Annotated in this window: 20 protein-coding genes; 16 read left to right on the top strand and 4 right to left on the bottom strand. The window is 74.8% G+C overall.

Annotated features, from left to right (window positions below; translation table 11 throughout):
• On the bottom strand, nt 1-815 hold an 815-nt coding region (locus AB0H28_RS15765), incomplete at its 3' end, for an arabinofuranosidase catalytic domain-containing protein (protein WP_358039678.1).
• A 238-nt stretch (nt 816-1,053) separates the two neighbouring features.
• Here AB0H28_RS15765 and AB0H28_RS15760 point away from each other — a divergent pair.
• The 8 genes from AB0H28_RS15760 (at nt 1,054) to AB0H28_RS15725 (ending at nt 9,645) form a co-directional block, all read left to right on the top strand.
• On the top strand, nt 1,054-2,316 hold the full coding sequence (locus AB0H28_RS15760; RefSeq protein WP_358039675.1) for a cyanophycinase: 1,263 nt from the start codon (nt 1,054-1,056) through the stop codon (nt 2,314-2,316).
• A 132-nt stretch (nt 2,317-2,448) separates the two neighbouring features.
• Nucleotides 2,449-3,879, top strand: a complete 1,431-nt coding sequence (locus AB0H28_RS15755; protein ID WP_358039672.1) for a hypothetical protein — start codon at nt 2,449-2,451, stop codon at nt 3,877-3,879.
• A gap of 68 nt (nt 3,880-3,947) precedes the next feature.
• Nucleotides 3,948-4,832, top strand: coding sequence for a MurR/RpiR family transcriptional regulator (locus AB0H28_RS15750; RefSeq protein ID WP_358039669.1), 885 nt, complete (start codon nt 3,948-3,950; stop codon nt 4,830-4,832).
• A gap of 94 nt (nt 4,833-4,926) precedes the next feature.
• A complete protein-coding gene (locus AB0H28_RS15745; protein ID WP_358039667.1) occupies nt 4,927-5,868 on the top strand; it encodes a transporter substrate-binding domain-containing protein in 942 nt (313 codons plus the stop codon).
• Nucleotides 5,869-5,981: 113 nt separating this feature from the next.
• A complete protein-coding gene (locus AB0H28_RS15740; protein WP_358039664.1) occupies nt 5,982-6,839 on the top strand; it encodes an amino acid ABC transporter permease in 858 nt (285 codons plus the stop codon).
• The gene (locus AB0H28_RS15735) at nt 6,836-7,597 is read left to right on the top strand and encodes an amino acid ABC transporter ATP-binding protein (protein WP_358039661.1); all 762 of its coding nucleotides are present in this window, start codon (nt 6,836-6,838) and stop codon (nt 7,595-7,597) included. The genes AB0H28_RS15740 and AB0H28_RS15735 overlap by 4 nt, the downstream gene beginning before the upstream one ends.
• Nucleotides 7,597-8,763: a M20/M25/M40 family metallo-hydrolase gene (locus AB0H28_RS15730; RefSeq protein WP_358039659.1), complete on the top strand. Its 1,167-nt coding sequence runs from the start codon at nt 7,597-7,599 to the stop codon at nt 8,761-8,763. Before AB0H28_RS15735 ends, AB0H28_RS15730 begins: the two co-directional genes overlap by 1 nt.
• 45 nt (nt 8,764-8,808) lie before the next feature.
• Entirely contained in the window at nt 8,809-9,645 is an 837-nt protein-coding gene (locus AB0H28_RS15725) for a DUF6671 family protein (protein WP_358039656.1), read from the top strand.
• 13 nt (nt 9,646-9,658) lie between these two features.
• On the opposite strand, the gene AB0H28_RS15720 is transcribed toward AB0H28_RS15725, so the two are convergent.
• Entirely contained in the window at nt 9,659-10,198 is a 540-nt protein-coding gene (locus AB0H28_RS15720; protein ID WP_358039654.1) for a carbonic anhydrase, read from the bottom strand.
• A gap of 98 nt (nt 10,199-10,296) precedes the next feature.
• Between AB0H28_RS15720 and AB0H28_RS15715 the strand changes: the two genes are divergently transcribed.
• Nucleotides 10,297-14,529 carry a putative inorganic carbon transporter subunit DabA gene (locus tag AB0H28_RS15715; RefSeq protein WP_358039651.1) on the top strand — a complete coding sequence of 1,411 codons (4,233 nt, stop codon included), beginning with the start codon at nt 10,297-10,299 and terminating at the stop codon, nt 14,527-14,529.
• A complete protein-coding gene (locus AB0H28_RS15710) occupies nt 14,526-14,867 on the top strand; it encodes a DUF190 domain-containing protein (RefSeq protein ID WP_358039648.1) in 342 nt (113 codons plus the stop codon). The genes AB0H28_RS15715 and AB0H28_RS15710 overlap by 4 nt, the downstream gene beginning before the upstream one ends.
• Before the next feature lie 21 nt (nt 14,868-14,888).
• On the opposite strand, the gene AB0H28_RS15705 is transcribed toward AB0H28_RS15710, so the two are convergent.
• Nucleotides 14,889-15,458: a TetR/AcrR family transcriptional regulator gene (locus tag AB0H28_RS15705; RefSeq protein ID WP_358039645.1), complete on the bottom strand. Its 570-nt coding sequence runs from the start codon at nt 15,456-15,458 to the stop codon at nt 14,889-14,891.
• On the bottom strand, nt 15,455-16,354 hold the full coding sequence (locus AB0H28_RS15700; protein WP_358039642.1) for an NmrA family NAD(P)-binding protein: 900 nt from the start codon (nt 16,352-16,354) through the stop codon (nt 15,455-15,457). The genes AB0H28_RS15705 and AB0H28_RS15700 overlap by 4 nt, the downstream gene beginning before the upstream one ends.
• Nucleotides 16,355-16,457: 103 nt before the next feature.
• On the opposite strand from AB0H28_RS15700, the gene AB0H28_RS15695 reads away from it, so the two are divergent.
• The 6 genes from AB0H28_RS15695 to AB0H28_RS15670 all read left to right on the top strand — a co-directional run bounded on the left by AB0H28_RS15695 (nt 16,458) and on the right by AB0H28_RS15670 (nt 22,796).
• Nucleotides 16,458-17,639, top strand: a complete 1,182-nt coding sequence (locus tag AB0H28_RS15695; protein ID WP_358039639.1) for a sensor histidine kinase — start codon at nt 16,458-16,460, stop codon at nt 17,637-17,639.
• 53 nt (nt 17,640-17,692) lie between these two features.
• Nucleotides 17,693-18,370: a response regulator transcription factor gene (locus tag AB0H28_RS15690; protein WP_358039713.1), complete on the top strand. Its 678-nt coding sequence runs from the start codon at nt 17,693-17,695 to the stop codon at nt 18,368-18,370.
• Between the two features lie 91 nt (nt 18,371-18,461).
• Nucleotides 18,462-19,382, top strand: a complete 921-nt coding sequence (locus AB0H28_RS15685) for an ATP-binding cassette domain-containing protein (protein WP_358039636.1) — start codon at nt 18,462-18,464, stop codon at nt 19,380-19,382.
• A complete protein-coding gene (locus AB0H28_RS15680) occupies nt 19,379-20,206 on the top strand; it encodes an ABC transporter permease subunit (protein ID WP_358039633.1) in 828 nt (275 codons plus the stop codon). The genes AB0H28_RS15685 and AB0H28_RS15680 overlap by 4 nt, the downstream gene beginning before the upstream one ends.
• Before the next feature lie 252 nt (nt 20,207-20,458).
• The gene (locus tag AB0H28_RS15675; protein ID WP_358039631.1) at nt 20,459-20,929 is read left to right on the top strand and encodes a hemerythrin domain-containing protein; all 471 of its coding nucleotides are present in this window, start codon (nt 20,459-20,461) and stop codon (nt 20,927-20,929) included.
• Between the two features lie 256 nt (nt 20,930-21,185).
• Entirely contained in the window at nt 21,186-22,796 is a 1,611-nt protein-coding gene (locus tag AB0H28_RS15670) for a cellulose-binding domain-containing protein (RefSeq protein ID WP_358039628.1), read from the top strand.
• The last annotated feature ends 17 nt before the right edge of the window (nt 22,797-22,813 follow it).

Raw genomic sequence — 22,813 nt, 5'->3', positions numbered from 1 at the left:
TGGGTGGACTCCGAGCTGGTCGGCGATCCGCCGGATCGCGCCGATTGCGCCGGCCGGATCCCGACGGGCCTCAAGGACCAACCGGGTCGCACGCTCACGCAGCTCGTCGGGGTACTTCTTCGGTGCGGGCATCGCTGGTGTTCCTCCAGGTTTCGATGTCTCCATCTAACCCGGGGCGGAACACGGCTGTTGGTCTCGGCGTTGCCGTAGTCGAAGCAGCAGCCGCCGTTGTAGTGGGTGCCGTCGAAGATGGCGTACATGCCCTCGGGCTGGTCGCCCCGGGCGATGCCGTTGGTGTTGTTGTTGCGGTAGCCGGTGCCGGGGGCGACGAACACGCCGTACGCCTTGCGTCCGCCCAGGGTGACCGGGGCGAGCGTGGCGTCGGCGAGGTTGTCGTAGCCGCCGGCGGCCGGGCCGGAGAACCCGCCGGGCGGCGCCTGGGTCAGGTGGTTGCCCCGGCCGGTCTGGTCGTAGATGACGCTGATCAGGCAGCTCGTGCCGGCGCAGAAGGCGTCCTGGGTGGCGGCGTTGGCGACGTCGCCGGCGGCCAGCGGGGCGACGTCACGGGTGGCGTTGTCGGAGGCGCGCCGCAGCTGGTAGAGCGGGCCGGCGTAGGCGCCGTAGAGCGCCCGGGTGGTGCTGTGCGCGGCCACGCAGGGCGTGCCGCCGGCGGCGTAGATGTCGCAGGGGCCGGTGCCGGCGGCGCGCGCCGGGGGCGCGGCGGAGCCGACCACCGTCGCGGTGACGGCGACCAGCAGGGCCAGGGGTACGAGCGCGACCGCCAGACGGCGGCGGACGGTGGTGGTGGGGTCCATCGATCCTCCTCCAACGGAGATGACGAACTAGTTAACGCTAACAATCGTTCTTAGCCTGACGTTCACATCGACGACTGTCAACACAACTGGGCAGACCCGACGCGCGGAGCAGTCGCGTTGTTAGCGCTCTCCCGATCCCTTCCGGGCCACGCCTGACGCCGCGGGCGATTGTCCTCGCGGTGGGGGTGCCGTACGCTCTGGCTCGCGGCCCGCCCTCACGGTCATGTGAGGAGCACCCATGCCCCTGAACCGCCTGCTGACCCTCGGGGTCGGCGCCTGTGCGGCGGTCGCGCTCAGCGTGCCGGTCGCCGCGGCGCCGGCCTCGGCCACCTCGTCCCACCACCGCGACGGCGGCAGCCTCGTGCTGGTCGGTGGCGCGCTGGCCGACGACAACCGCGAGGTCTACGACGAGATCGTCCGGCTCGCCGGCGGCCCCGGCCGGGCCCGGATCGGCATCCTGACCGCCGGCGCCCCGGTGCCGGCCGAGGATCCCGACGCCGGCACGCCGGACTGCAACAACAGCGTCTGCAACGGCGACTACTACGCCGACCTGTTCCGGTCCTACCGGGTGGCCGACGCCCGGTGGATCCCGATCGACCTGGACCACCCGGGCGCGGCCGACGATCCGGCGGTGGTCCGGCAGATCGAGTCGATGACCGGGTTCTTCCTCGGCGGCGGCGACCAGTACCGCTACGTCACCACGATGACCCGGGGCGCGGCGCAGCGGGACAGCGCCGCGCTCGCCGCGATCCGGCGCAAGCTGCGTGGCGGCGCGGTGGTCGCCGGCACCAGCGCGGGCGCGCAGATCATGGCCGGCCGCGACATGATCACCGGCGGGTCGACCGACCCGGGGCTGCGCGACGGCGCGAAGCCGGGCTACTTCGAGGACCCGGCCGTGCTCGGCTATCTGCCGCGCGGCGGTTTCGGGTTCTTCACCGCCGGGCTGGTGGACACCCACTTCTCCCGTCGCGGGCGGGAGGCGCGCTCGATCCGGCTCGCCTCGGACACCCGGCACACCCGGGTGTTCGGGCTGGACGAGAACACCGCGTTGGAGGTGACCGGTGTGGGCGGTCGCCGTACCGCGCTGCGGGTGCTCGGCCAGCGCGGGGTCAGCGTGCTCGACCTGCGCCGGGCGCGGGTCACCGACCACGCCGGCGGGTGGGGGATCGAAGGTGTGCGGTGGAGCCGGCTCACCGCCGGTGACGGGTACGTCGCGTCGCGCTGGCGGGTGGTGCCGGGCGCCGGCAAGCCGCGGGTGCGCCCGGCGGTCGGCCCGTGCACGGCGGTTGCGTCCGAGGACGTCTTCTACGACTACGCCATGGTCGGCCTGGTGGAGGAGGGGCTCGCCGCCCGCACCGGCTGCGTGGCGGTCGGCGGCACCTCGTACGAGAAGGACCCGCAGTGGGCGGCCCGGTTGACCCGGGGTTCCGGGTTCGCGGCCCGGCGGGGCGCGACGGCGACCACGTTCACCGATGTGGTGATCGGCATCCGACCGGTCTGACGTGGGTGCGGCGGCGCCGGGCCGGGTATCCGGCGTCGCCGTCACGCAGATGTAACAGAAGTTACGTATTGAGCAGCGTAATTAATGGATGTAACTTCTGTTTCATCGCTTCGTGGCCCCTCGGAGGTGCCCATGTCCCCTTCCCGCAACCCCCGCCGACTCGCCGTGACGGCAGCCGCCGCCGCGCTGCTCACCGTCGCCCCGCTCGGCGGCACCGCCGCGCACGCCCAGGTCACCCGGGTACGCCAGGGCAGCGCCACCGACGCCACCCGGGCGAGCTGGTCCGGCCCGGCCTACACCATGAACGGCTCCGGCGGCATCGTCACCGCCACCATGACGAAGGCGGTCGACGCGATCCGCGGCGGCACCGGCGCGATCGACGTGGTGGTCGTCGCCGGCTCCGGCACCGGCACCCCGGAGTGCGACGTGATCACCGGACTGGCCGGCGTGAACTCCTGCACCACGCTCACCCTCACCGCCGCCTCGGACGGCAATAACAGCCAGGTCAACACCGACGTCCGCAACGCCGAGTTTGTCTACTTCGCCGGCGGCGACCAGTGCCGGTACGTCGCCTGGAAGGGCACCGCGCTGGAGGCGTCGGTGGAGTCGGTGGTGGCCAAGGGCGGTGGCGTCGGTGGCGGCAGCGCCGGTCACCACGTCAACAGCGACGTCGTCTACGACGCCTGCACCGCCAGCGCCACCTCCTCCGGCGCGCTGGCCAACCCGTACGACCGGTCGCTGACGTTCACCACCGGTATGTTCCGCTGGCCGAACTACGCCGGCACGATCAACGACTCGCACTTCGTCACCCGGGACCGGATGGGCCGGACCATGGCGTTCGTGGCCCGGGCCGTCAAGGACGGGTTGGTCACCGGCGGCAAGGCGTGGGGCGTCGGAGTCGAGGAAGGCGCCTCGCTGTTCGTCGACCGCGCCGGCCGGGCCACGCTCAGCGGTCCCAGCGCCTACGTGGTGCTCGGCGACCACCAACCCGAGGTGGCCGTCGCCCGGCAGCCGCTCACCTACACCAACTTCAAGATCTGGAAGCTGACCAACGGGCAGAGCTACGACTTCGCCAACCGGCCCACCTGCGGTTACTACCTGCGCAGCGTGCGCGCCGGTGTGCCGGACGCCAACCTCTACGGCGGCACGCCGGTCACCGACTGCTCGACCACCCCACCGCCTCCCTCCGGCGGGTCGTCGTACGCCGAGGTGGAGCCGAACGACAGCCGTAGCGCCGCGAACGACATCTCCGGACTGACCTTCCCGGCCACCGTCACCGGTGACATGAAGAGCAGCTCGGACCGGGACTACTTCTCCCTCACCCTCTCCGGTGGACAGACGGTGACCGTGGACTGCGCGGTGCCGTCGGCGTACGACGCCGACCTCTACCTGCTCAACGCGAGCGGAAGCACGCTGACCCGCTCGGTGAACGACGGCGCCGGGGCGGACGAGTCCGTCACGCTCACCCGGACCGGGTCCGGCGTCGCCACCTACTACCTCGACCTGGAGGCGTACGCCGGCTCCGGCCCGGCCGACTACTCCTGCGCGGTCGCGAAGTCCTGACCCGGCCCGGTCGGTGGGCGGGGCGGTGGCGTCCCGCCCACCGACCGGCGGGCCGCTACGCTCGCCTCGTGTCGAACTCCGATGCTGTCGACGAACCGCACGCGGTGGGTGTGGCGGCGCTGATCCGCCGGCGGCTCGGCGAGTGCAGCCCGGCCGAGCGCCGGGTGGCCCGGACGCTGCTCGCCGCCTACCCGTCCGCCGGCCTGGGCACGGTGGCCGCGCTGGCCGAGCGGGCCGAGGTGAGCGCGCCGACGGTGCTGCGCCTGCTGTCCCGGCTCGGCTTCGGCGGCTACCCGGAGTTCCAGCGGGCGCTGCGCGACGAGTTGGCGGAGCGGGAGACCTCGCCGTTGACCGCCTACCGGGCGACCGAGCGTGGTCCGGCGTCGCCCGAGGGGGCACTGCCTCGGGCCGCCTCGGTGCTGCCGGAGGCGGTGGCCGGCACGCTCGCCGACGTGCCGCGGGGCGAACTGGACGCGGCCGTGCGCCTCCTCGCCGACCAGCAGTTCCGGGTCACCGCGGCCGGAGGCCGGTTCTCCGCGCTGGTCGCCAACTATCTGGTCCTGCACCTGATGCAGGTGCGCGGCAACAGCCGCCTGCTGCCCGCCGGTCCGGTGGAGCGCGCGGACATGCTCGTCGACGTCGGCAAGCGCGACGTGGTGGTGCTGTTCGACTTCCGCCGCTACGAGGAGCGGACCCTGGAGTTGGCGCGGGAGGTGACCGGCCGGGGCGCCCGGGTGGTGCTGTTCACCGATCGGTGGCTCTCGCCGGTGGCCGGTCTGGCCGAGGTGGTGCTGCCCGCCCGGGTCGACTCGCCGTCGCCGTACGACAGCTTCGTGCCCACCCTCGCCCTGGTGGAGACGCTTGTCGCGGCGCTGATCGACCGGCTCGGGCCGGTGGCCGGCGCCCGGCTGAAGGCGATGGAGGGGGCGCAGCAGGCGTTCGGCGGGCGCTGAAACGCGCGTTACAAGAAACTGTAACTCCATCGAGATCGTAACGTGAGTTACAGTCCGAGGGCCTGGCTCGTTCTGGCCCCCGGAAGGACTCACCATGCGTATCCGTTCCCTCGCCCTGGTCGCCGCGACCACGGCGCTGCTCGCCGCCACCGCCGCCTGCGGCTCCTCCTCGGCCGGCGGCTCCACCGACGAGATCACGCCGGTCTCGGTCACCATCGACGGCGTCGGCGCGGTCGACACCGACAAGGCCCTGGCCGGCAAGGTCCCGGCCGACGTGCGCGGCCGTGGCACCGTCACGGTCGCCACCAACGCCCCCTACCAGCCGTTCATCGATTTCAAGGTGGAGGGCCGCACCGACGAGTTCGTCGGCCTCGATCACGACCTGTTCCAGGCCGCCTCGGCCCGCCTCGGCCTCAAGGCCACCTTCACCCAGCAGCCGTTCGACGGCCTGGTGCCCGGCCTCCAGGCGGCGAAGTACGACGCCATCGCCGGCGGCATCACCGACAAGAAGGAACGCCAGCAGGTCGCCACGTTCGTCGACTACTCCGCCTCCGGCACCGGCTTCCTGGTCGCCGCCGGCAACCCGCTCGGCGTCAAGACGGTGGCCGACCTCTGCGGTCGCACGGTCGCCGTGCAGAAGGCCAGCAACCAGGCGAAGAACCTGGCCACGTACGCGAAGCAGAGCTGCGCCGGCCGCCCGCTGGAGGTGAAGGAGTACCCGGAGAACCCGCAGGCGGTGCAGGCCCTGATCGCCGGCAACGTGCAGGTGGTCGCCGCCACCCGGGTCAACCTGGTGGACACCGCCGACTCGCTCGCCGGCAAGGCCGAGCTGGTCGACGACCCGTCCTCGCCCAACGGCTGGCTGGCCAGCCCGAACGGCTTCGGGTTCCTCAAGGCGAACAAGGAACTGGCCGAGGCGTACCGGGCGGCCGTGCAGTCGCTCATCGACGACGGCACCTACGGCAAGATCCTGGCCCACTGGAAGCAGACCCCGATCGCGGTCGAGAAGGCCACCGTCGACCAGGCCATCGACTGAACCGGCGGACCACCGCCCCCCGATCCGCGGTCGCCGGGCGCCCTCTGAATCCGTGAGGGCGGGCCCGGAGGCGCCCGGCGACCGCCGTACCCCCTGCCGGAGGCACTCCCACGATGACCACCACCGACACCCCGGCGGTCCGGGTCGTCCCCGTCCGCCACTACGGCCGCTGGCTGACCGCGCTGGTCGTCGCCGGGCTGGCCGCGCTGTTCCTGCGGGCGCTGTTGAGCAGCCCGAACCTCGAACCGGGCACCGTCGCCCACTACCTGTTCCAGGACTACGTGCTCGACGGCGTGGTCACCACGCTCTGGCTCACCCTGCTCGCCATGCTGCTCGGCACCGCCGGCGGCATCCTGCTCGCGGTGCTGCGGCTGTCGGACAACCCGGTGCTGCGCGGCGTCTCGTGGACGTTCATCTGGGTGTTCCGCGGCACCCCGCTGCTGGTGCAGATCATCTTCTTCGGCTTCCTCGGCGCGCTGTTCCCCCGGATCACCCTCACCGTGCCGTTCACCGGCACCGTCCTGTTCGACCGCCCGACGAGTGTGGTGGTCACCGGTACGGTCGCCGCCGTGCTGGCGCTCTCGCTCAACGAGATGGCGTACGCGGCCGAGGTGATCCGGGGTGGCATCCTCGCCGTCGACCAGGGGCAGACCGAGGCCGCCGCCGCGCTCGGCATGGGCCCCACGCTCACCCTGCGCCGGGTGGTGCTGCCCCAGGCCATGCGCGTGATCATCCCACCGATGGGCAACGAGACCATCACCATGCTCAAGTCGACGGCACTCGTGTCGATCATCGCCGGCCGGGACCTGATGACCGCCGTGCAGAGCGTCTACCAGAACAACTACAAGGTGATCCCGCTGCTGCTGGTGGCGGCGATCTGGTATCTCGCCCTGGTCAGCCTCCTCTCCGCCGGCCAGTGGCTGGTCGAGCGCCGGTTCGGCCGCGGCTTCGCCCGGGGAGGCGCGCGATGACGGCGATGGTGCGTGCCGAGGGCGTGACCAAGCGGTTCGGCCCGGTGGAGGTGCTCAAGGGCATCGACCTGACCGTGGCCGCCGGCCAGGTGGCCTGCCTGCTCGGCCCCTCCGGCTCCGGCAAGTCGACGTTCCTGCGCTGCGTCAACCACCTGGAGCGCATCGACGGCGGGCAGCTCTCGGTCGACGGCGAGCTGGTCGGCTACCGCCGCCAGGGCGACCGGTTGTACGAGTTGAAGGCCCGCGAGGTGGCCGTGCGCCGCCGCGACATCGGCATGGTGTTCCAACGCTTCAACCTCTTCCCGCACCTCACCGCGCTCGGCAACGTGACCGAGGCGCCGGTGCGGGTGCTGCGCACCCCGCGGGAGCGGGCCCGCGCGGAGGCGATGCGGCTGCTGGAGCGGGTCGGGCTGGCCGACCGCGCGCACAACTACCCCAGCCAGCTCTCCGGCGGGCAGCAGCAGCGCGTCGCCATCGCCCGGGCGCTGGCCATGCGCCCGAAGCTGATGCTCTTCGACGAGCCCACCTCCGCGCTCGACCCGGAGCTGGTCGGCGAGGTGCTGGACGTGATGAAGGGCCTCGCCGCCGACGGCATGACAATGGTGGTGGTGACCCACGAGATGGGCTTCGCCCGGGAGGTCGCCGACCAGGTCGCGTTCCTCGACGACGGGGTGGTGGTGGAGGCCGGCGTGCCGGACGAGGTGCTCGGCCGGCCGCGCCACGAGCGCACCCGTGCCTTCCTCGAGAAGGTGCTCTGATGGATCCGCTGCTCACCGCCGCCGGTGACCGGTCGGGCGCCTACCACGACCGGCTCGCCCGGCTGGTCGCCGTCGACTCCGGCTCCGGCCAGGTCGACGGCCTGCGCGAGGTCGCCGACCTGGTGCAGGGCTGGTGTCTGGCCGCCGGGCTGGCGGTGGAACGGGCGCCGGTCGCCGACCCGGGTGGCCGTCCGCTCGGGGACGTGCTGATCGCCCGCCGCCGGGGCGCCGGCACCCGCCGGATCCTGCTCGCCGGTCACCTGGACACCGTGTTCCCGCCCGGCACGGCCGCCGCCCGCCCGTTCCGGGTGCACGACGGCCGGGCGTACGGGCCGGGGGTCAGCGACGACAAGGGGGGCGTGCTCGCCGGGCTGGCCGCCGTCGAGGTGCTCGCCGCGACGGACCGGCACGGGTACGGCGAGCTGGTGCTGGTCTGCACGCCGGACGAGGAGATCGGCTCGGTGGGCAGCCGCGCGGTGCTGCGTACCCTCGGTTCCGAGGCCGACGTGGCGCTCTGCCTGGAGTGCGCCCGCGACAACGGCGACCTGGTCTCCGCCCGCAAGGGCGTGGCGGACCTGGCGGTGACGCTGCGCGGGCGGGCCGCGCACGCCGGCATCGAGCCGGAGCGCGGCGCCAACGCGCTGCTCGCCGCCGCCCGGCTGACCGTGGCCCTGGACCAGCTCAACGGGCGCTGGCCCGGGGTGACCGTGAACGTCGGCGCGCTGGAGGCGGGCGGCCGTCCCAACGTGGTCGCCGACCGGGCGCGGATGCTCGTCGACCTGCGCGCCTGGCGCACCGGCGAGTACGAGGCGGCGCTCGCCGAGATCCGCCGGCTGGTCGCCGAGCCGGCCGTGTCCGGGGTGCACGCCGAGCTGACCGTGCAGGCGCCCACCCCGCCCTGGGAGCCGGACCCGGCCGGGCGGCGGCTCGCCGAGCTGGCCGCGAAGGTGGGCGCGGGGCTGGGCGTGCCGGTGTCGCACACCGCGACGGGCGGCTGCGCCGACGCGAACCTGCTGGCCGAAGCCGGCGCGACGGTGCTCGACGGGCTCGGCCCGGTCGGCGGCGCCGACCACAGCCCGGGGGAGTGGCTCGACCTCGACTCGGTGGTCCCTCGGGTGGCGTTGCTGGCCGGCCTGATCGACGCGGTCGGACGGCAGGACACGTAGCGGAAGTCAGGAAATGCTCTTCGTGTCTCCGGTAGGCTCGGTCCCGTGGACGCCTCGCCGTTCCGGGGTGTGGTGGCCTGCCTGGCGACCATGCACGGCAAGCAGTGGGCCTTGCGCGCGCCGCTGCGCCGCCGCCTGGGCATGGGCCTGCGGGTCGCGCCGGTGGACACCGACGCGCTCGGCACGTTCACCGGCGAGGTGCCCCGACCCGGGTCGGCGCGGGAGACGGTGGTGCGCAAGGCCCGGCTCGGAATGGCCGTCACCGGGTCCCCGGTCGGTCTGGCCAGCGAGGGAGCCTTCGGCCCGCACCCGGCGGCGCCCTGGATGCCCGCCGACGTGGAGTACGTCGCCTGCGTCGACGACCGGTCCGGCCTGACGGTGGTGGAGTCCGCCGTCAGCCTCGAGACCAACCACGCGCACCTCACCACCGACGGCCGGGACCGTCGGGCCGTCCTCGCGTTCCTGCGGCGGGTCGGGTTCCCGCACCACGCCGTCGTCGTCCGGCCGGTCGCCGGCCCAGGCCGGCCGGAGAAGGGCCTGCGCCGGCTCGCCGACGTGCTCGACGCCGTCGCCCGGGCGTCCGCCGGCGGCGCGGCCGTCCTCGCCGCCGACCTGCGGGCGCACGTCAACCCGACCCGGATGCGGGTCATCGCCGCCGCCGGGCAGCGGTTGGCCCGCCGGCTCGCCACGGCCTGCCCGGCCTGCGCCGCGCCCGGATTCGGCCCGGTGGGTGCGGAGGGCGGCCTGCCCTGCGGGGATTGCGGCACACCCACCGGGCACGACGCGCTGCTGATCCGGGGATGCGTGCGGTGCCCGCACCGCTCCCGTCACCCGGTGCACGGCGTCGCGGACCCCGGCGCGTGCCCGCGGTGCAATCCCTGACCACCGGACCCGGTCAGGACTGTCGCACCGACGCCCGGTTCGGTGGCCGCAGGCGGCCGAGGTGCCGCGCCGCCGGCGACGCGGTGGGACGCACCTCGGCGAGGGTGCGCGCCGCGTCGTGCCAGACCATGCCGTGCAGTCCGCACCGGCCGGACCGCGTCGCCTGATCGAGCACGGCGGAACGGCGACGCAGGGCGGCGAGAGTGGCCCGGACCCGCTCGGGCCCGCTGCCGGGCGGCAGTGAGCAGCCGGTGTGACCGAGCACCACCACCAGGGGCACGCCGAGGTGGCCGACCGCGTACTCCAGGCTGCCGAGCGCCGCCGGCCCGGTGCTCAGGCCGGCGGCGCGGACCGCGAAGACGTCGGCGCCACCGAACACGATCATCGGCTCCGGTTGCGGATCGGCGCAGGAGAGGACGGCGGCCACCGGCGCTCCGGCCGGGGCCGCCGGGACGAGCGCGGCGCCCGTCCGGAAACGGTGGTGGCCGGCGCGCAGCCGGGCGAGGGCGAAGCTCGGGCTGATGGGCCATCCCTGGGGCGGGGATCCGGTCATGTCCATCACTGCTCCTCGTGACGAGTCACTGTTGTGCGTCTCACGATACACGAATTCCAAATCGTGTAATAGAGTGCGCTTGTCTGAGGGAGGTGGCGATGGACGTCGCACTGGTTCTGGGAGTCCTGGCTGGGCCCGCGTCGGCGGTGCTCGGCGCGCTGGCGGTGCCCGACCCGCGCCGAGCGGCCCGGGTGGCAGGCGCGCTGCTCGGCCTCGGCGCGGTGGCGGCCACCGCGCTGCTCGTCCGGGTGGCGGCCGGCCCACCCGTGCCGGCCGTGCTCACCCGCGTCGACACGCTCGGGCCGGCGTTCTCCGTCGGTGTCCGCGTCGACCGGTTCACCGCGCTGTTCGTGCTGCTCGTCTGCGGGCTGGCCGCCGTCGTCGCCGGATACGCCCGCCGCTACCTTGACGGCGAGCCGGGTGCCCGCGCCCTTCAGGCGCGGGTGGCGGGGGCCACCGTCGCGACGCTGCTGATGGCCACCGCCCCCAGCCTCGTGCAACTGGCCGTCGGCTGGATCGTGGCCGGGCACCTGCTGGTCGGCCTCATCGGTCACTACCGGGACCAGCCCCGGGTCCGGGCCGCGGCACGCCGTGCCCGGCGGCTGTTCCTCGCCGGCGACGCCGCCCTGGTCGGCGGCCTCGCCCTGCTGGTCACGCCGGCCGGCGACGCCGACCTGGCGGCGGTCCGCGCCACGGTCGGCGACCGGCCCGGGTGGCTGCTCGCCATCGCCGGCGCGTTGCTGCTGGTGGCGGCCATGGTGCGGTCCGCGCAGGTGCCGGCGCACCGCTGGCTGCCGTCCACCCTGGACGCGCCGACCCCGGTGTCGGCGTTCCTGCACGCCGGCATGGTCAACGTGGCCGGCTTCCTCATGATCACGTTGGCCCCGGTGGTGACCGCCGCGCCCGGAATGATGCCGGCGATGGTCCTCGTCGGTCTCGTCACCGCCGTCTCGGGGCTGCTGTTCGCCGCGGTGCGCACCGACGTCAAGGGCACCCTCGCCCGGTCCACCGTGGCGCAGATGGGATTCATGCTCGCCCAGTGCGGGCTCGGCGCGTTCGGGCTGGCCGCCGTGCACCTGGTCGGGCACGCCGTCTACAAGGCGTACGCCTTCCTCTCCGCCGGCGGCGCGCTCCAGGCACAGGCCCGCGACGCGGGCGCGCCCCGACCGGCGGGCCCGCCGTCGACCCGCTCCCGAGCCCTGGCCGGGGCGGTGGTGCTCGCCGCCGTGCTGGTCACCGAGCTGCTGCTCGGCGCCACCGCGAGCGGCTCCCTCGGCGCCGTGCTGGTCGCCGCCGCCGCGCTCGCCGCCGTGTGGTCCGCCCTCGGCGACCGCGCGCTGCCGGCCCGCACCGCGCTCACCCTCACCGGGGCGGTGGCGGCGCTGGCGAGCGGATACCTCGTCGCGGGGCGGGCCGCCACCGACTGGCTGGCGCTGCCGACCGGGACGAGCGTGCTCGGCGTCGGCGTGGTGGCGGGCGTGCTCGTCGCGTCGGGCGTCGCCGGAGCCGCCCTGCGTCGCCGGGGGAGCGCCGGGCTGTGGTGGTGGGCCTGGCACGACGGCGGCGCGCGCCCGCGCCGGCGGTCGGCCGAAGCTCCCGCCGCGCTCACCACGCCCCGGGCCGACCTGCTCGACCGCTCCGACGGGGCCCGCGTCGTCGCCGCGGCGACCGCCGCCACCGACCACGTCGGCGCGGTCGCGCCGCTGGACGCCTTCGTCGCGGTCAACCCGCTCGCCGGCCGGGAGAGCGTGCCGTTCGCGGAGGCCACCGCCGAGCTGCGGAACCTCACCGGGACGCGGACCCACCTGCCGGCCGCCGCATACCGGCAGCGGTTGCGCGACGGCCGGATCCTCCGGGCCGACCTGGCCGCGGTGCTTCCCCCGGCACCCGCCACCGGGTCGGTCGTGCTCGGCCACCGGCGGGTCGACGCCACCGAACTCCAACTGGCCGTCCTGAGCCATCCGGTGCACGACGGGCCACCACCACCGGCCGACCTGATCGCGGTGGCGCGGCGCCGGCTCGCCGACCTGCCCGCGCGACCCCGCGCCCGCACCTCGCCCGAGGCCGAACCGCGCACGCTCGCCGAGACGCTGGACCGGGCGCTGGGCACCCGGATCGCCGCGGACGTCGACGACCTGGTGGCCGGCTGGTGCGCCGCGCACGGTGGACGCCCGGCGGCGCTCTGGCCGGTCCCCGGCCCGGCCGACGAGGGGTGCTGGGCGCGCTGGCGGCGGATGGCCGGCGCCGATCCGGCCCTGGCCCGGCGGGGCGTCACCGGGTTCGCGACGCTCGTCGACGCGCTGCCCCCGGCGCCCGAACAGGCCGTCGCGGTGCTCCTGCGCGCGGTCGGGGTGCCGCCCGCGGCCTGGTCGACCTACCTGTCCCGGTCGCTGCTCCGGTTGCCCGGGTGGGCCGGGCACGCCCGCTGGGCGCAGGCCCACCCCGGACCGGGTCCGGCGGTGAGCCCGCTGGACCTGCTCGCCGTGCGCCTCACCTACGAGTACGCGCTGGCCGGTGTCGCCGCCCAGCGCCACCTGGAACTGCCGCCGGTGCTGGACGCGGTCGCCGCCGCGACCCCCACCCCGCTGCCGAGCACGGCCGGGATCGCGCCGGAGGTTCTCGCCCGGCTGGCCGCCGCGCTCGACGTCGACGTCGCCACGCTGGCGTGCCTGCCGGGGGAGACCGTGGCGGTGCTGCGGGACGTGGCGCTGCACCTGACGCCGGCACGGCAGTCCGAGGTGTGGCTCGCCGCCGCGGAGCACGCCTACCGGCGCCGGCTGCGGTACCGGCTGGACCGGCGCGTGGACCGGCCCGTCGCCGGGTCCCCGGCGCGCGTGCAGGCGGTGTTCTGCATCGACGTGCGCAGCGAGGGCCTGCGCCGGCACCTGGAGGCCACCGGACCGGTCGACACGTACGGCTTCGCCGGCTTCTTCGGCCTGCCGGTGCGGACCGTGGCCGCCGACGCCCGGCGGGGCCGGGACCGCTGCCCGGTCCTGATGCGACCGGTCGCCACGGTCGCGGAGTCACCGGCGTCGGCGCGGGCCGCCCGGGCGGTACGGCGGCGGCGGTCGCGGCAGGCGTGGCACCGCGCGTACGCCGCCGCCAAGGCGAACCCGGTCGGCGCGTTCGCCTTCGTCGAGGTCGGCGGCGTGCTCGCCACCGCCGCCCTGCTCCTGCGGGCCGTCGCGCCCGACCGGTTCGCGCCGGCCGCGGACCACACCGCACCGGGCGCCACCGACCTCACCGCCGCCATGACGCTCGACGAGCAGGTCTACTACGCCGAGGCGACGCTGCGCACGCTCGGGCTCACCGCCGGCTTCGCGCCGCTGGTGCTGCTCTGCGGGCACGGCGCCACCAGCGCCAACAACCCGTACGCCGCCGCGCTCGACTGCGGGGCCTGCGGCGGCAACCGGGGCGGGGTGAGCGCGCGTCTGGTCGCCGAGGTGCTCAACCGGCCCGAGGTGCGCGCCGCCCTGGCCGAACGCGGCATCCACCTCCCCGACGGCACGCACGTGCTGGCCGGCGAACACGACACGGTCACCGACGAGGTCCGGCTGTTCGACCTGGACGCCGTCCCCGCCGGGCTGCGGCCGGCGGTCGAGGAGCTGTCCGGCCGGCTCGCCGAGGCGGGCGCGCGGTTGCGTGTGGAACGGGCCGCGCGGCTGCCCGGCCGGCCGCGCCCGTACGGTCTGCCCCGGCGCGCCGCCGACTGGGCGCAGGTCCGGCCGGAGTGGGCGCTGGCGGGCAACGCCGCGTTCATCGCCGCGCCTCGCGAGCTGACCGCCGGGGTCGATTTGGGCTGCCGGACGTTCCTGCACTCCTACGACTGCGCCGTCGACACCGACGCCGCGGCACTGGAGACGATCATGACCGGCCCCCTCGTCGTCGCCGCCTGGATCAACCTCCAGTACTACTTCTCGACTGTGGATCCGCAGCGGCTCGGCGCGGGCACGAAGACGGTGCACACCGTGCTGGGCGACGCGCTCGGCGTCCTCTCCGGATCCGGCGGCGACCTGCGTATCGGCCTGCCGCTGCAGTCGGTCGGCGACGGCACCCGGCCGGCGCACGACCCGCTGCGGCTGCTCGCGGTGATCCGCGCCCCGCACCACCTCGTCGACACCGTGCTGGGCCGCAACCCCGGCCTGCGCCAGATGGTCGACGGCGGCTGGCTGTCCCTGACCGTCGTCGACCCCGGCACCGGCGAGTGGACCGAACCGGCGCCGGGGGGAGCCTGGCGGACGCTGCCCGCCGCGCACCTCGGCACCGAAACCGCCACCGAGCCGCCCGCGCGCCGTCCGGCGCGTCGGGTGGAGAAGGAGTACACGGCATGAACGAACTGGGACTGACCCGCATGGTCAAGGTCGAGGTGGTGACCCGCGCCGACGACGCCGACGCCGTCCGCACCCTGCTGCGCGCCTCCGGCGTGAGCGGCTGGACCAGCCTCAGCGGCGTCTCCGGCTTCGGCCACCACGGCACCCACGAGGGTCGGCTGCTCTTCAACGACCGGGCCGGCCTCGTCATGGTCATCGCCGTGCTCCCGCACGAGCGGGCCGAGCCGGTCGTCACCGGTCTGCGGGACATCCTGGCCCAGCGGCCCGGGGTGATGTTCGTCAGCGACGCCTGGGTCAGCCGACCCGACTACTTCGGCGCGCAGCGTCGGCCGGACTGACCGCCCGCGGGCGTGCCCGGTTCAGGCCGGGTACGCCCGCAGGACCCGGTCGACCAGCCGCTCGGCGTACCGCCGGTCCACCGGTGCGCCGGAGGTGGTGCGACGGTAGAAGATCGGGCCGGCGAGCAGGTCGAGCACCTCGGCGGGGTCTGTGCCGCGGGGGAGTTCGGCCCGGCCGACGCCCCGCTCGACGACGCGCCGGATGATCGCGTGCCGGGCCTCGGCCTCCCGGTGGTGCAGGTCGGCCAGCCGCGGGTCGCGTTCGGCGGCGTCGACGAGCGCGAACCACAGCGCCGCGGCCGGCCCCCGGGAGACCGCGTCGGCCAGCCCGGTGACCAGGGCCACCAGGTCACCGCGCAGAGTGCCGGTGTCGGGGTCCTCGGGCGGGCGCCGGACGCTGGCGAAGGCGTCGAGCACCAGCGCCGCCTGCCCGTCCCAGTGCCGGTAGATGGTCGTCTTCGCCACCCCGGAGCGTTCCGCGACGGCCTCGACGGTGGTGCCCGCGACGCCGCGTTCGACGAGCAGGCCCAGCGCGGTGCCCAGGACGGCGGCCCGGGTACGCCGGATGCGCGGGTCGGTCGCCGGGGTCATTCCGACATCTTCGGCGGCTCCGACGCAGGCGTCCACCGCCACACGTCGCGGTGCTCGGTCACGTACTCGCGCAGGGTGCGCGCCGGCCGCCCGAGCAGCAGGGGCAGCGCGGGGTCCACCCGCTCCGCCTGACCCCGGCGCAGGCCGGCGTGCAGCACGGTCTGCACCAGCGCCTGCGTCACCGGAACCCGCCGTCGGCGCAGGTGCCGCAGATAGCCGGCGACGCTCGCCGGCTGGTAGCGCACCGGCCGCCCGAGCACCTCGGTGAGCAGCGCCGCCACCTGGGTGAAGTCGAGCGCCTGCGGCCCGGTCAGGGTGTGCGCGGCGCCCCGGTGCGCGGTCGGGTCGGCGAAGACGGCCGCCGCCGCGTCACCGATGTCGCGGGTGTCCACGAAGGCGACCCGGCCGGCGGCGGCGGGCAGGTAGATCCGCCCGTCGTCGCGGATGTCCCGACCGTAGGCGTCGGCGAGGTTCTGGGCGAAGAAGCCGGGCCGCAGGATGGTGTTCGGCAGGCCGCTGGCGCGCAGGTGGCGCTCGATGCGGTGGTGCGGCACCACCGGGTTGCGGTCCGCGCCGGCGACCGAGGCGAACACCACGTGCGCCACCCGGTGGCGCACGGCGTGGTCGACGAGCGCGTTCAGCGTGGGGCCCACCCGGGCGATCCGGGGCGGGCGGATCAGGAACAACCCGGCCGCGCCGGCCAGCGCGGCGTCGAAGGTGCCCGGCTCGCCGAAGTCCAGGTGAGCCGCCGGTACGCCGGGGAAGCGCGCCCGCAGCCGGGCGACGTCGGTGCCGGCGACCCGCGGCGCGATGCCGGCGGCCTGCAACGAGCGGGCGACGGCGCCACCGACGTTGCCGGTCGCGCCGGTGACCAGGACCGGGCCGTTCAATCGCATGCCCGCAGCATAACGCTACGGATGCGTAGCGGAAAGGAGTGGCGGCTGTCGATCGTGGCCGCCGTTGCGTCCCGTCGCCCGGCCGGTGCCGTACGGTGACCGCATGGGACGCCTCGCGCGGTGGCGTCGGGTGGCCCGGGAACACCCGATCGGGGTCGACGCCCTGCTGGCCGCCCTGCTCTTCGTGGTCAGCCTGCTACCGGTGAACCCGCCCGGCGGGCCGCCACGCGACCCGCTGACCGCCGGCGCGGTGCTGCTCGCGCTGGCCGGCTGCGGCGCGCTGGTGCTGCGCCGCCGTCACCCGCTGCCGGTGCTCGCGGTGGTGACCGCCGCCGCGGCGACCGCGCTGCTGGTGCAACAGGCACGCGGGCCGTTCGTACTGACCGTGGCGCTGGCCGCGTACACGGTCGCCACCCGCACCGACCGACGGACCGCCGTGGCGGCCGGCGCGGCGAGCGGGCTGCTCCTCGGTGGCGGCGCGGTCGTCGCGCTCGGCGTGGGCTGGCTGGACCCGGCGGTCGTGGTGCTGCTGCTCTGGTTCGGCGTCGCGGTGGCGGCCGGCGACGCGGTGCGCAGCCGGCGGGCGTATGTCGCGGTGCTCCAGGAGCGGGCGCGCCGGGCCGAGCGGACCCGCGAGGAGGAGGCCCGTCGCCGGGTCGCGGAGGAGCGCCTGCGCATCGCCCGGGAGCTGCACGACGTGGTGGCCCACCACATCGCGCTGATCAACGTGCAGGCCGGCGTGGCCGGGCACCTGCTGCGGGCGCGGCCGGACGCGGCCGAGGAAGCCCTCGGACACGTCCGGTCCGCCGCCCGCACCGTGCTTGACGAGCTGGCCACCCTGCTCGGCCTGCTCCGCCGCGGCGAGCCGGACGCGCCGACCGAGCCGGCACCCGGCCTGGACCGGCTGGACGCCCTCGTCGACGGCTTCGCCGCCGCCCAGCCGGTGCGCTGGAAGCTGACCGGACGGCCCCGGCCGCTGCCGAGCGCGGTCGACGTGGCGGCCTACCGGATCGTCCAGGAATCCCTGACCAACGCCCACCGGCACGCGCCGGGCGCGACCGTCACGGTCGGCGTGGCCTACACCGACGCCGGCGTGGTGGTGGAGATCCGCGACGACGGGCCCGGTCCGCGCACGCCCGGCGACCCGGGATCCGGCCTCGGCCTGCTCGGCATGCGCGAGCGCGCCGAGGCGGTGGGCGGCGTGTTCCACGCCGGCCCCCGGCCCGACGGCGGCTTCCGGGTCCGCGCGGAACTGCCCGCCGGCATCCCGCAGGAGGCGGCATGAGCGAACGCACCGAGCGGAGCGAGGGCCGTGCGGGCATGCCCGGCCAGCTCGGCATGAGCGTCCGGGTGCTGCTCGCCGACGACCAGACCCTCATCCGGGCCGGCTTCCGCGCGCTGGTCGACTCGGCCCCGGACCTGAGCGTGGTGGGGGAGGCCGCCACCGGACGGGAGGCGGTCGCACAGGCCCGCGCCACCCGGGCCGACGTGGTGCTGATGGACATCCGGATGCCCGACCTCGACGGCCTGGCCGCCACCCGGGAGATCACCGCCGACGAGGACCTGGCCGGCGTACGGGTGCTGATCCTGACCACCTTCGAGGTGGACGAGTACGTCTTCGAGGCGTTGCGCGCCGGCGCCAGCGGCTTCCTCGGCAAGGGCGTGGAGCCGGTCGAGCTGCTCGACGCGATCCGTACCGTGGCCGCCGGGGACGCGCTGCTGTCGCCGAAGGCCACCCGCGGGCTGATCGCCCGCTTCCTGGCCCAGCCCGAGGCGCGACCCGGGGCCACCCCGGAGCGGCTGCGGGTGCTCACCGAGCGGGAACGCGAGGTGGTCGCGCTGGTCGCCACCGGGCTGAGCAACGAGCAGATCGCCCAACGGTTGGTGGTCTCCCCGCTGACCGCCAAGACCCACGTCAACCGCGCCATGGCCAAGCTCGACGCCCGGGACCGGGCCCAACTGGTGGTGCTCGCCTACCAGAGTGGGCTGGTCCGGGCCGACCCGCCGCCGCGGTAGCCGGGCCGCCCGCGTACCGCCGCCGCGGTACGCGCAGGTGTCCGCGCCCGGCCGACGCGCCGAGGGGGGTACGCGGGCCACTGTTGGGCACATGATCGAAGCCTCTGACCTGAGCAAGCGGTACGGCGACAAGCTCGCCGTCGACGCGCTGACCTTCACCGTCCGGCCCGGCGTGGTGACCGGTTTCCTCGGTCCCAACGGAGCCGGCAAGTCCACCACCATGCGGATGATCCTCGGCCTGGACGCGCCGACCGCCGGGACCGTACGCGTCAACGGCCGCCGCTACGTCGAGCACCGGGACCCCCTTCGCCAGGTCGGCGCGCTGCTGGAGGCCAAGGCGGTGCACACCGGCCGGTCCGCCCGCAACCACCTGCTCGCGGTGGCCGCCACCCACGGCATCGGCCGCCGCCGCGTCGACGAGGTGATCGACCTGGTCGGGCTGCGGGAGGTGGCCGACCGTCGGGCCGGCGGATTCTCCCTCGGCATGGGCCAGCGACTGGGCATCGCCGCCGCGCTGCTCGGCGACCCCGCGGTCGTGATGCTCGACGAACCGGTGAACGGCCTCGACCCCGACGGCATCCGGTGGATCCGCGGCCTGCTCAAGGGCCTCGCCGCCGAGGGCCGGACGGTCTTCGTGTCCTCGCACCTGATGAGCGAGATGGCCCAGACCGCCGAGCACCTGATCGTGGTCGGCCGGGGCCGGCTGATCGCCGACGTGCCGCTCGCCGAGTTCACCCGCCGCGCCTCCCGCGGCACCGTGCGGGTGCGCTCCCCCCAGGCCACCGCACTGCGTGACCTGCTGGCCGGCCCGGAGGTGACCATCACCGGCGGCGAACCCGGGGTGCTGGAGGTCAGCGGCCTGCGCCCCGAGGTGATCGGCGACCGGGCCGCCGCCGCCGGGCTCACCCTGCACGAACTGACCGCCGCCGAGGCGTCCCTCGAAGAGGCGTTCATGACGATGACCCGCGACGCCGTCGAGTATGCCGGCGCCACCGAAGGAGCCGCCCGATGACCAGCGCTGCCCCACCCGCCACCACCGTCGCCGCCGACGCCCGGATCACCGGACTCCGGGTGGTCCGCGCCGAATGGATCAAGTTCCGGTCGCTGCGCTCGACGCTGATCATGCTGGCCGCCACGGTGGTCGTGTTCGCCGCCCTCGGGCTCGGCTTCTCGGCGTTCCTCGCCGACGCGACGATCGAGCCGGGCACGCCGGCGCCACCCGGCGGGCCCTCGTCGCTCGACCCGCTCGGCGCCAGCCTCGGCGGTGCCAACCTCGCCCAACTGCTCATCGGCACGCTCGGCGTGCTGCTGACCGCGGGCGAGTACAGCACCGGCATGATCCGTACGTCCCTCGCCGCGGTGCCTGCCCGCTGGCCGGTGCTCGCCGCGAAGGCAGTCGTGCTGGCCGGCGTGTCGCTGGCCGTGCTGACGCCCGCCGCGCTGCTCACCTTCCTCGGCGGGCAGGCGATCCTGGGCGACCAGGGCATCTCCCTCGCCGATGCCGGCGTGCCGCGCGCGGTGCTCGGCACGGCGGTCTACCTCGCCGCGGTCGGCGTGCTCGGCGCGGCGCTCGGCGCGCTGCTGCGCACCACCGCCGGCGCGTTGACGAGCGTGGTCGCGCTTCTGCTGGTGGTGCCCGGCGTGGTGTCGCTGCTGCCGGAGAGCTGGTCGGAGCGGATCTCACCGTACCTGCCGTCGCAGGCCGGGCAGGCGCTGATGAGCGTCGGCGGGGGCGGCGACCTGCTCGCCCCGGGCGCCGGCGCGGCCGTCCTCGCAGCCTGGCTGCTCGTCCTGCTCGGCGCCGCGCTGTTCCTGCTGCGCCGCCGCGACGCCTGATCATCACCGCCGGTTCGGCCGGGGCGGCGGCCGGGCCGGCGTACCACGGGTCGTGCTCGCCGTCGCGACGGTCGTCCTGAACCCCTGCCGGTGCGGTCGGTCGCCCACAGGCTCCTCGACGCGGCCCGGCAGGCGCGAACCCGGTAGGCTCGCACCAGCGTCGCGTGCCGGTGGCAGACCGTGTCAGGCATGGAGGCGCCGGACCGCGAGGGAGCGCGACGTTGACAATCGTCGTCCCTTCGCCGTCACCCGATGCGTGACGGCGAGCAAGCCAGGCTGGTGGCCTGGAGTCGAGAGTTGCACAGCGTGCACGAACGGCTGCGCGAGGCGTTGCGGGTCACCCGCGAGGCGTTGGCCGACGGCGAGGCGGCCGGGCCGGCCGCCCGCGACCTGCTGGTGTTCTGTCACGGGTTCTGTGCCGCGCTCACCGCGCACCACGAGGGCGAGGACCGGGACCTGTTCCCGGCGATCGCGGCTCAGCACCCGGAGCTGCGCGACACCCTGCGCCGCCTGCGGCAGGACCACTCGGTGATCGGGCGCCTGCTGGCCGGGCTGTCCGCCGCGGTGGCCCGGGGTGCCGCACCGGTGCAGCTGAGCCGGCACCTGGACGGCGTGGCGGCGATCATGGAGTCGCACTTCCGGTACGAGGAGCGCCAACTGCTCACCGTGCTGGAGACGCTGGCGCTGGACGCCGATCCGGCGGTGGTGCTGGGTCCACTGTGAGCGCCGGCCGCGGCCGGTCCGGCAGTTCGGCTCCAGCGATGCCGGGCAGGTCGCCGGATCGTTCAGCGTCCGGTAACCCGATTGACCGGATCGACATGTGTCAGTAGCCTCTGGTGAAAGCGCTTTCTGCGCGGGGAGGCGCCACGGGTCCGTCGAGCACGGATGTCCGGGGCAGGAAAAGACCCGCCGACCGCACCGACCGGGCATCGGTGCGGATGCGGCGCGGCATCCACCCGCCACCCGCAGGAGAACCACCATGATCAACCGACGGCGCCGTACGGCGTTGTGGACGTCCGCGGCCGCGGCGGCGACGCTCGCCGCCTCCGGCCTCACCATCGGCGCGACCGCCGCCCAGGCGGCCGCCGGCTGCCGGATCGACTACTCGGTCACCGCGCAGTGGTCCGGCGGCTTCACCGCCAACGTCAACCTCACCAACCTCGGCGACCCGCTCAACGGCTGGATCGTCACCTGGTCCTTCGCCGCCGGGCAGAGCGTCAGCCAGGCGTGGAGCGCCGACATCACCCAGACCGGCGCGTCGGTGCGGGCCGCCAACGTCAGCTACAACGGCAGCCTCGGCACCAACGCCACCACCTCGTTCGGCTTCAACGGAGCCTGGAACAGCACCAGCAACCCGAAGCCGACGTCGTTCGCGGTCAACGGCGTCACCTGCGCCGGTGCGACGATCCCCACCGACCCCGGCGCGACCAGCACCCCGCCGCCGGCCCCGACGACCCCACCCCCGCCGCCCACGACCCCGCCGCCGACGACCCCGCCGCCGACGAGCGGAGCGGTGTACGCCGCACCGAACGGCACCGCCGGCGCGGCCGGCACCCAGGCGAACCCCACCACGATCGCCGCGGCGATCACCCGGGTCGGCGCGGGCGGCACCGTCTACCTGCGCGGTGGCACCTACAGCCTGGCCCAGACCGTCACCATCGCCGCCGGCAACAACGGCACCGCGAACGCCCGCAAGAATCTGTACGCCTACCCGGGCGAGACGCCGATCCTCAACTTCTCCGCAATGGGTGAAGATCCCGCCAACCGGGGGCTGTCGCTGAACGCGTCCTACTGGCACGTGCGGGGGATCGTGGTCGAACGTGCCGGTGACAACGGCATCTTCGTCGGCGGTAGCAACAACATCATCGAGCGGACCGTGACCCGCTTCAACCGCGACACCGGCCTGCAACTGTCCCGGATCTCGTCGAGCACCCCACGTGACCAGTGGCCGGCGAACAACCTGATGCTCAGCGTCGAGTCGCACGACAACGCCGACTCCGACGGCGAGGACGCCGACGGGTTCGCCGCCAAGCTCACCGTCGGCGGGGGCAACGTCTTCCGGTACGCGGTCTCGCACCACAACATCGACGACGGCTGGGACCTCTACACGAAGACCGACACCGGCGCGATCGGCGCGGTGACCATCGAGGACTCGCTCTCCTACCACAACGGCACGCTCAGCAACGGCACCCAGAACGGCAACGGTGACCGCAACGGCTTCAAGCTCGGCGGCGAGGACATCGCGGTCAACCACACCGTCCGGCGCACCATCGCCTACCGCAACGGCAAGCACGGCTTCACCTACAACCGGAACCCCGGCACGATGACGGTCTCCCACAACCTGAGCATCGACAACACCGAGCGCAACTTCTCGTTCGATGCCGGCACCTCGGTCTTCCGCAACAACACGTCCTGCCGCAGCGGCAGCGGCTCGAACGACAAGACGGTCGGCAACGTGGACAGCTCGAACCAGTTCTGGTCCGGCTCCAACGGTTCCCGCTGCGCCACCTACTCCGGTGCTCTCGGCTGGTCCTTCGCCGCCGACGGCCGCCTGGTCGTCACCCTCGGCGGTCGCGTGGTCTCCCTCTAGCTCCGTGCCGCCCACCC

The sequence above is a fragment of the Micromonospora sp. NPDC050980 genome, assembly GCF_040653835.1.
Taxonomy (GTDB): Bacteria; Actinomycetota; Actinomycetes; order Mycobacteriales; family Micromonosporaceae; genus Micromonospora.
Note: the sequence above shows the minus strand (reverse complement) of the source record. Positions and strands in the feature narration are given on the sequence as shown.